The following is an 8672-nucleotide window of genomic DNA, read 5'->3' as shown; positions in this document are numbered from 1 at the left end:
AACTATATTTCAATAATTTCAAAGAACTTTTTCAGATTTTAATGGGACAGTAGTGACTTAATTAAAAAACAAAGCAAAATGACAAAGAATGAATCTAAGCTATCATCTATTCAGGGGATAGCTAAAGCCTCAGCGTTCTGTTTGCTGCTTTCCGCCTTCTCTGTAAACGCCGCTATGGCCGCTCCCGCTTCCGCAGGCACGGTTGATGAAGTGATGGCCGTACAGCAGGGCAAGAAAGTGGTCGGTATGGTTGTTGACGGTACAGGTGAGCCTGTTATTGGCGCTAACGTGGTGGTGAAAGGCACTACGAATGGTACGATCACGGACTTCGACGGTAATTACTCGCTGGAAGGCGTGTCCGCAAACGACATTCTGGTGGTATCCTATATCGGTTATTTGTCCCAAGAGATCCCGGTGGGAAACCAATCCTCGATAAAAGTGACTTTAAGGGAGGACACTCAAACCTTGGACGAGGTTGTGGTTGTGGGTTATGGTACGATGCGTAAATCAGACGTGACTGGTTCTATTGGTGTGGCTAAAGGTGATGACTTGACAAAGAACCAAAATTTTAGTGCGTTAGACAACTTGCGCGGTAAAGTTTCTGGTGTAAATATTTTCTCAAACTCCAGCCAGCCAGGTGCTTATTCCAACCGTGTCGTTATTCGTGGTATGGCGACTATCAACGCATCTTCTAATCCGTTGTATGTAGTGGATGGCGTAGTAATGGAGAACTTCGACTTGGTGAACCCGAATGATATCGAGTCCATGGAGGTATTGAAAGACGCTTCCGCTGCCGCTATCTATGGTGCCCGTGGTGCCAATGGTGTTATCATGGTTACAACTAAGCGTGGTAAGAAAGATGGTGAAGGTGTACAGGTTAGCTATCAAGGATCTGTCAGCGCAAGCCATATCGCTCGTAAGATGGATACGATGAACGCCCAAGAGTGGTGTGACGCATTCATGATTGGTTTGGAAAACGAGAATAAGTGGCAAGGGAAAAATTGGTCTTTGAACCGTGCTGATTGGTTTAATGATTCTGATTTCTTTGATGCAAGTGGTAATCCTCTGTATGATACGAATTGGCAAGATGAGGCAACTCGTACGGCCGTTTCTCACAACCATCAGTTAAACATACAACAGGCAGGAAAAAATTCTTCAATGGGTGCTTTCTTGAACTATACGGATCAACAGGGTATTGTAAACAATACGTATAATAAGCGTATTAATGCGAAGTTGGCATACGATGCAAATCCTACGAAGTGGTTGTCTACTGCAGTCAATGTATTGGTTAACCATACATGGGGGCGCTATACGCCTGAGGATGGTGGTGGCCAAGAGGCTCGTCGTACCATGATAGAGATGGTTCCTTGGATGCCGATTCGCGATAAGGATGGTAAATATACCACTTCTACCTCTTCTTCCATTGGTGATGTATTAGGCTTTGAGGGTATGTCTAACCCAGTCATGATCTTGGATATGCAAAAACGTATGCGCTACAACACGCAGGTGTTTGGTAACGCCGCTTTGACGTTCCACTTGGCTGAAGGTTTGGATTTGAAGACTCAACTAGGTCTTGACCATCATAATAAAACGTATAGAGGTTATTCTTCTATCGATTTGAACAACATCTCCATGCCGAATGGTTGGGCTGAGTACCAAAATTGGAATACACTTTATTGGCAGGAGGAGACTTACTTGACTTACAATAAGGTATTCGGTGATCATCGTATCAACGCTATGGCTGGTTTGTCTTGGCAAGAGCGTGTGCAGAAGTGGAATAAGGCACGAACAGAAGGTTTCTCGGATGATTTCTTTGAGGACAATAATATGTCCGCAGGTACAACTCCGTCATCTCCAGAGTCTTCCTACGATCGTTGGGCGATGAACTCTTATTTCTTGCGTTTCGCTTATACATATAAAGATCGTTACTCCGCAACCGTAACAGGTCGTGTCGATGGTTCCTCTAAGTTTGGTGAGAACAACAAGTACGCATTCTTCCCGTCTGCTGGTTTAGCTTGGAATATCTCTCAAGAGGATTTCATGCAAGATCAAAACACGATCAGCAATTTGAAGTTGCACACTAGCTACGGTTTGACCGGTAACTCCGAGATTGACACTTATCGGTCATTGGCACGTGTTTCTTCTGGCACACTTTTGATCAACGATATTCGTGCTCCGTATTCTTACATCAGTTCTATGGCGAACCCAGACTTGAAATGGGAAAAGACCGGTCAGTTTGATGTTGGTTTCGAAATTGGATTCTGGCAGAACCGCTTGTCTTTCGATGTAGCTTACTATAACAAGAAGACAACTGACTTATTGTTGGATTGCCCGATTCCTCACACTACAGGTTTCACAACGGTGTATAAGAACATCGGCTCTGTAAGAAACCAAGGTATGGATTTGATGATCAGCGCACGTCCGGTTCAAACTCAAGACTTCAACTGGAGTTCTACGATCAACTTAAACTTCAACAAGAACAAGATCCTTCAGTTGGGTGACAATAACGAGGATATCGAGATGAACAGCTGGGTAGGTGGTTCTGAAAGTATCTTGCGTGTAGGTGAGAACATGAGTTCTTTTTATGGTTACAGACGTTTGGGAGTTTATACGGAGGAAGATTTCAACAACGGATTGTGCGAGAAGAACCAGATCGGTCGTGCGAAACGTACAGATAAGAAAGAGATCATCGGTAAAGGTATGCCGGACTGGACTGGAAGCTGGATCAACAACTTCTCTTACAAAAACTTCGATTTGACGATGGACTTGCAGTTCGTATGGGGTGTCGAGACTATGCAACAGTTCTACCACTCTACTTACGACCGTTTCGGTATCACGAATGGTTTGAGCAACATTTTATATGACGCATATAACGGATCGAACCCGAACACGATGCAGCAGGCTGTTTACTTGTGTAACTCAGGCCATGCGGGTCAGGATACGACCGTGGATTCTCAATGGATCGCCAATGGTTCTTATTTGCGTTGTAACATGTTGCAATTGGGGTACACTTTTGATTCAAACGTGATTAGTAAGATCGGTTTGTCCGCTTTGCGTTTGTACGCAAGTGCGAATAACTTATTCTTGATTACAGCTAGCGATTTCACTGGTTACGATCCAGAGGGTACATCACAGGGTGATAGTAATAAGTTTGGTCAGAACATGGTATTCTTCTCTTATCCGAGAGCGAGAACTTTCACGTTCGGTGTTAATGTAACATTTTAATTCATTTAATCAGTAGAATTTTTGGAAATGAAAAAAATATTGACAGTAGCAATTGCATGTGCTTGTTTAACCGGGTTCAGCGCATGTAATGATTTCTTGGAAGAGAAACCGAAGTCATCATTGACAGCCCCGGATTATTACCAGACAGAGGCTCAAGCTCAGGCTAACGTGAACTATTTGTATCGTACAGGAGCATCAAGCAAGCTCACGGGTGCAGGTAGCGCTTACGTAGGTCCGTTTGCTTCTATCACAGGACAATTGACTGGTTATTTTGTAAACAGCTATGAAGGTCAGGAGTTGACTTGTAAATATTCTCGTGAATTGACCCGTCAGCAGAACACAATGACAGTTTCCGTAACGATTGATGGTGTATGGGATGATTGCTACAAGGCTATCAACGTAGCTAATGGCGCTATCAAGTATATCCCCGAGATCTCAATGGATCAGTCTTTGGCAAATCGTTTGATCGGTGAGGCGAAGTTCTTTAGAGCTTGGAACTACTTCAGCTTGGTGAAGATCTTTGGTGGTGTTCCATTGACAGTAGAGCCATACGAATCTATGGAGAACATGTATTTGGAACGTGCTTCAGTAGAGCAAATATATGCTCAGATCGAATCAGACTTGAAAGATGCCGTTAATGCTTTGCCGGCCGCTACTTTCTACAACAACAGTAATCGTATCACGAAGTATGCTGCCGCTATAGTTTTGACTTCCGTTTATATGCAACAGGGCAAGTATGCTGACGCTGCTTCTGCAGTAAAGACGGTGATCGATTCTCCGCATGCTTTGGCAACCAACGATGATTTAGCGTTGGGTTCTGCCTATAATAAGATCCGTACGACAGACGGTTTGGATGAGTCTATCTATTCTTATGAGTACAACGCAACGATCAGCAACGGTGGTTGGTGGCCTACGTATGCGTTCAACTCAGCTGCTACGGCTATCTTTGGTACGTATTCAATCTTTGAGCGTACATATGGTCCGATAAATCTGTTCTTGAATGTATATCAAGATAACGACTTACGTATCCAACCAAATCAATTCTTCCATTGGGATTATACAAATCCAGATAATGGCAAGACTTGGACAGCTCCTAAGGATGCTTGTGGTTGCTGGTTCTGGTATGATGAAGACGCTTTGTTGAACTCTGGACGTTCTACGAAAGACCGTGATATCTTCCGTTATGCGGAGGCTTTGCTTGACGCTGCTGAATCTATCGCTCAGTCTCAAGGTGTAACAGCTGAAGCTGCCGGCTATTTGGCACAGGTTAAGGCTCGTGCAAACATGGAAGGTAAGACAGTCGCCACAATTACTGCCGATCTTCAGAAATTAGGTAAGCAGGCTTTTATCGAGGAATGCTGGACAGAACGTTTGCGTGAGTTCCCGTTAGAATTCAAGATTTGGGATGACTGTTTACGCACAGGTAAGTTCCCTGTAATATCCTCTACAGAGAAGGGTAAGGTTACATACGTTGACTTGGTTGGCGCAAAGAATGCTTCCGGCGCAACCTTCAAGTCTTCCGACTTGTTATGGCCGATTTCTTTGAACGAGATGCAACGCAATCCAAGCTTGACTCAGAATGAGGGCTATGCAGCTCAATAATAAATTTCAATAACTGATGGCTAGAGAGAGGGGGAATGAGCGATCATCCTTCCCTCTCTTTTTGGTAGCTCAACCTGAGTGCCGTCATGATCCAAAACGATGTACTGGATTCCGCTGAGTTAGAAGGACGATTGAAAGGTGAAGAAAAAAGAATGATTTTCTGAGCAGTACTACTGACTTGCTCAAAGGACATATACTTATTTTGCTCACGCAGTATATGTTACTTTGCCAAGTCACTAGTACTTTCCGATTATTAAAAAGGGAAGGAGATTGCTTCCCCTTCCCTTAAAAAACATGGTAACTATATACAATCTTACAGTATAACCCTTGTAAAGAGGTGTAAAGACTTGTTACTTTCAAATTTATTTTGTACATTTGTTATTTAAACAAATGGTGTATGAAGACAGATTTTGATATTAATATATTGAAAGCATTAAAACTTATTGACCCTCAATTAGATAATGGAGGAAATATATCAGATTCAGAAGATTGCGACTCCTTAGAAGAGGAAAAAGAACCATCAAAAGAAAACATTAAAAAATCTTCTACTTCTAATTGACTTTTATTAGGATTATATACCCATTGAATTAATTCTTCTGCAGACATAGATTCTAAAAGAGCTGGTTTTAATGTATTAGCAATTTCTTGAAGATGCTTTTCTGTTAAATTCTCCATTTCCAGATTTCTCCTAAAATCTGGAAATGAAAATATTCTTACATTATTCTTGTTTTGAATGTAAGAAGCATGCCATGCTTTATTAAATAATTTTGAAATTTCTTTTCTGTCTATCCTGTCCATAATTACCTTTGAAATTAAATTTATTTTTATTCAAAGGTAAAAAGGGACTTTGTGTGGGGGGTATTTGAATAAGCTAAATAGATGTTGATTGGAATATTTTCGAAAACCTGTTGAATATCTGAATGTTGAAGGAAGTAAAAAGGAAAAGATTAGTTTTTTGTAAATGCTAATTACTTTACACTTACTTTACACGAACTCCATATTTTTGCCTGTTTTCAGAGTGAAAACTTTACTTTTTAGTTGAATTTGATTATACTTTTTAGATTATTTGGCGGACAAATTGAGGTTGTAGGTTCATAAGTATGTTCACAACATGTGTTCATGTTTGTTTTTTTACATGAACACATGTTGTGAATATACGAATCTTTATTTATCAATATCTGTAATAAAAACTTTCGAAAACAAATTGTCATTCTCATCGTTGAACTTATCGAGTTTCTGATATAGTTCATGTAAAATATCAACGTAAGGTTCTAATATAGTAAACAGTTTTTTGTTCTTTTCGACTATTTCATTAAATGACGTTAGTAAATCTTTTTTTGACAACTCTCCTTTTTTAAACTTAATATATTCATTGTTAAAACGTTCACTTGAATCATAGTAACTTGTATAATGATATGCAAAATATAAATCAGATATAATGTCTTCATACTGCTTTTTTATCTCAGAGTAACTACTTTTTCTCGCTAAATACTCATATAGAGCAAAATAGCCTGAAAAATGTTTCCTTTCTATAAAATCATCAGAAGGATTTTCTGTAAAAGGCAAGCTATCCGTTTCTGTAATATCCTCGTTTTTCACTGATTCATTTACTGGATTTTGCTCTCCTGTAATGAGCCAATTCAAATTAGCATCAGTACATCTTGTGAACAATATATCATAGTCGATACTATTTCTAGCATACCAATTAGAGATAGTACTTTTAGAAACACCCATAAAATCAGCTAGCTCGCTATTTGTCTTTAAGTTGTAATAATCTTTTACTCTATCAAGTATTACACCTTTTGAAAATTCTTTTTTCATTTTGTGAATTATATTTCGTTAATCACTTGTTGTTTTTCAATATGTGAATTATATTTGCATTCTGTAAACATGTAGTTATACAAATATATATAAAAAATGGCAATACCGATAGAATTACGAAAAAAGATGAGAAAGCAATTTCCTTATGGTTCTTTTTCAAAAATCGCCAAGGATTTAGGTGTGAGCAGGCAGTATATATGTCAATATATGTCTGGAAGAAGAAATAGCACAAAAATAGAAAATGCTATTATTCAAGAATTTGAGTCAATTAGAAAAGAAGAACTAAGGAAAATCAACTTGGTCAATGGACTTATTGAAGGTATATAATAATTATCTTTATGTTTCCATCCAATGGCTTACTAGACAAGGGATAGGTAGAAACACAATAAACAATTGGACGAAGAGGAATCTGCTCAGTACAATTCGTTTGAGTGGTTCTACATTTATCCCCTATGATCATATTCCGGATAGCACAAAATCCAAACTACCAAGCAAAGACGAAATTCTGTCAATCATAGAAAATCAAAAGGTAATCTCAATATCAGAAGAATACTACAACAAGATGTATAGTGCATATGAGAAAGGATTTATCAAGTATTTAGAGCATTATCAAGATATAGTAAACAATGATGAGAAAGCATTGAGATACGCTAAACTCCATGCTGTCTGGGTTGTTGTGATGGAAATATATGATGAGTTCATATCCGTACGGAAACGCCCCAAACTTCGTGAACTTCATGAGGCATTCTCTAAAATATACCCGGGAAAATACGTTTATGTACGCATGAGTCAAACTATTAAGAGTATCAAAGAGAACGGTATTGAGAACAATGTGATAGATCACCGTGGAGGCCGTAAACCGGTATTCGGCCCGGTTCACAAAAAATGGGTCTTGGACGCTGTTTCATCTGGTAAGGCTTACTATTCCCCATTCATATACGAAAAGGTTTGTGAGTTATGCCGGGAACATGGTTATAAAACACCTTCTGATTCATGGGTCAAGAATTATATATCCAAAGTGTCACCAATCGTTTATCCAACGAGGTATGGAATTGACAAAGGCATTGGACAATTACCATACGCTGGGATAATCCGAGCTACAAATCCGGGGGATCAATGGCAGATTGACGGCTGGAGATTACCTTTTTATATGGAGAAATATAAAACTCTTACTTTGTTCGCTGTAATGGATGCTTGTTCGGGACGTATTGTTGGTTACCATATTGATTTCAGTGAAAATACAGAAACGATACTCAAAGGGCTTGAACATGCAGCCCAAACGACAAATACATTGCCTTTGGAGATTCTAGCGGATAATCATTCGTTTAATAAAACAGAAGAAGCCGAATATTTCAAAGGAAAAATCGAAAAGATGGGAAGTCGATGGACAGTCAGTGAGAATCCCCGATATAAATCACTAATAGAAAGAAGTTTCGGAACATTTGGTACGAAATTTTGCAAACCAATGTACGGTTACATCGGAGAGGGAATCAGAACCCGACGTACAAATGGCCGTACGGCTCAAGAACTAGTGGATAAATATACAAAGGCTGGAACTTTTCTTACAGAGGAACAAATTAAACTGATAGCTATACAGCTTGTGAATGAGTATAACATAAAGGTTTGTAAGACTGGGCAAAGTCCAATCGATGCATATCAGGCATTAGAAAATAAGGGTATCCCGATTGATAAGATAGGACGGATGAAATTATTCATACAGCCTATTCCTTATACTGTTCGTCAAGGTCAAATCAATATTAAAAGGGAAAATGTTGTACATGAGTTTCAGTTGAATAAGGATCAATATTTGATACTGAATAATAAAAAAGTGAACGTAAGGTATGTGGATTTTGATCAAATATACCTGTTTGACTTAAAAAACGACAGGCTGATTGGCTGCGTTCCTAAAAAGAGATATGCTCACGGTGCATACGCAAACCAAACAGAAGAAGACATAGAGATACTGAACAAGAACAAGGGGCGTATAAATGGCATTAAAACGGCGTTTAAACGGCAACAGGCCG

General features: G+C 39.3%; 6 protein-coding genes. 4 read left to right on the top strand and 2 right to left on the bottom strand.

Annotated elements, in window-relative coordinates:
* The first annotated feature begins 78 nt into the window (after positions 1-78).
* Together E5342_RS18165 and E5342_RS18160 are read left to right on the top strand one after the other, a co-directional pair.
* Complete coding sequence (locus tag E5342_RS18165) at positions 79-3225, top strand: SusC/RagA family TonB-linked outer membrane protein (protein WP_135960004.1); 3147 nt, start codon at positions 79-81, stop codon at positions 3223-3225.
* Positions 3226-3252: 27 nt separating this feature from the next.
* Entirely contained in the window at positions 3253-4827 is a 1575-nt protein-coding gene (locus E5342_RS18160) for a RagB/SusD family nutrient uptake outer membrane protein (RefSeq protein ID WP_121736180.1), read from the top strand.
* Between the two features lie 450 nt (positions 4828-5277).
* On the opposite strand, the gene E5342_RS18155 is transcribed toward E5342_RS18160, so the two are convergent.
* Both E5342_RS18155 and E5342_RS18150 read right to left on the bottom strand, forming a co-directional pair.
* Entirely contained in the window at positions 5278-5625 is a 348-nt protein-coding gene (locus E5342_RS18155; protein WP_121736179.1) for a hypothetical protein, read from the bottom strand.
* A 366-nt stretch (positions 5626-5991) separates the two neighbouring features.
* Positions 5992-6648: a helix-turn-helix domain-containing protein gene (locus E5342_RS18150; protein WP_135960003.1), complete on the bottom strand. Its 657-nt coding sequence runs from the start codon at positions 6646-6648 to the stop codon at positions 5992-5994.
* Positions 6649-6744: 96 nt separating this feature from the next.
* On the opposite strand from E5342_RS18150, the gene E5342_RS18145 reads away from it, so the two are divergent.
* Together E5342_RS18145 and E5342_RS18140 are read left to right on the top strand one after the other, a co-directional pair.
* Complete coding sequence (locus tag E5342_RS18145; RefSeq protein ID WP_121736177.1) at positions 6745-6975, top strand: hypothetical protein; 231 nt, start codon at positions 6745-6747, stop codon at positions 6973-6975.
* Positions 6953-8672 (top strand): integrase catalytic domain-containing protein (locus E5342_RS18140; protein ID WP_135960002.1); only part of this gene is annotated, 1720 nt, incomplete at its 3' end. The genes E5342_RS18145 and E5342_RS18140, both read left to right, overlap by 23 nt.

Origin of the sequence: Parabacteroides distasonis (assembly GCF_004793765.1) — a bacterium.
In the GTDB taxonomy this organism is placed as follows: Bacteria; Bacteroidota; Bacteroidia; order Bacteroidales; family Tannerellaceae; genus Parabacteroides; species Parabacteroides distasonis_A.
This window is presented reverse-complemented; position numbering and strand designations above follow the sequence as displayed.

What these genes read in the sequence shown, in the direction of transcription:
- E5342_RS18165 (WP_135960004.1), top strand. Translation starts at nt 79, where the DNA reads ATGACAAAGAATGAATCTAAGCTATCATCTATTCAGGGGATAGCTAAA.
- E5342_RS18160 (WP_121736180.1), top strand. Translation starts at nt 3,253, where the DNA reads ATGAAAAAAATATTGACAGTAGCAATTGCATGTGCTTGTTTAACCGGG.
- E5342_RS18155 (WP_121736179.1), bottom strand. Translation starts at nt 5,625, where the DNA reads ATGGACAGGATAGACAGAAAAGAAATTTCAAAATTATTTAATAAAGCA.
- E5342_RS18150 (WP_135960003.1), bottom strand. Translation starts at nt 6,648, where the DNA reads ATGAAAAAAGAATTTTCAAAAGGTGTAATACTTGATAGAGTAAAAGAT.
- E5342_RS18145 (WP_121736177.1), top strand. Translation starts at nt 6,745, where the DNA reads ATGGCAATACCGATAGAATTACGAAAAAAGATGAGAAAGCAATTTCCT.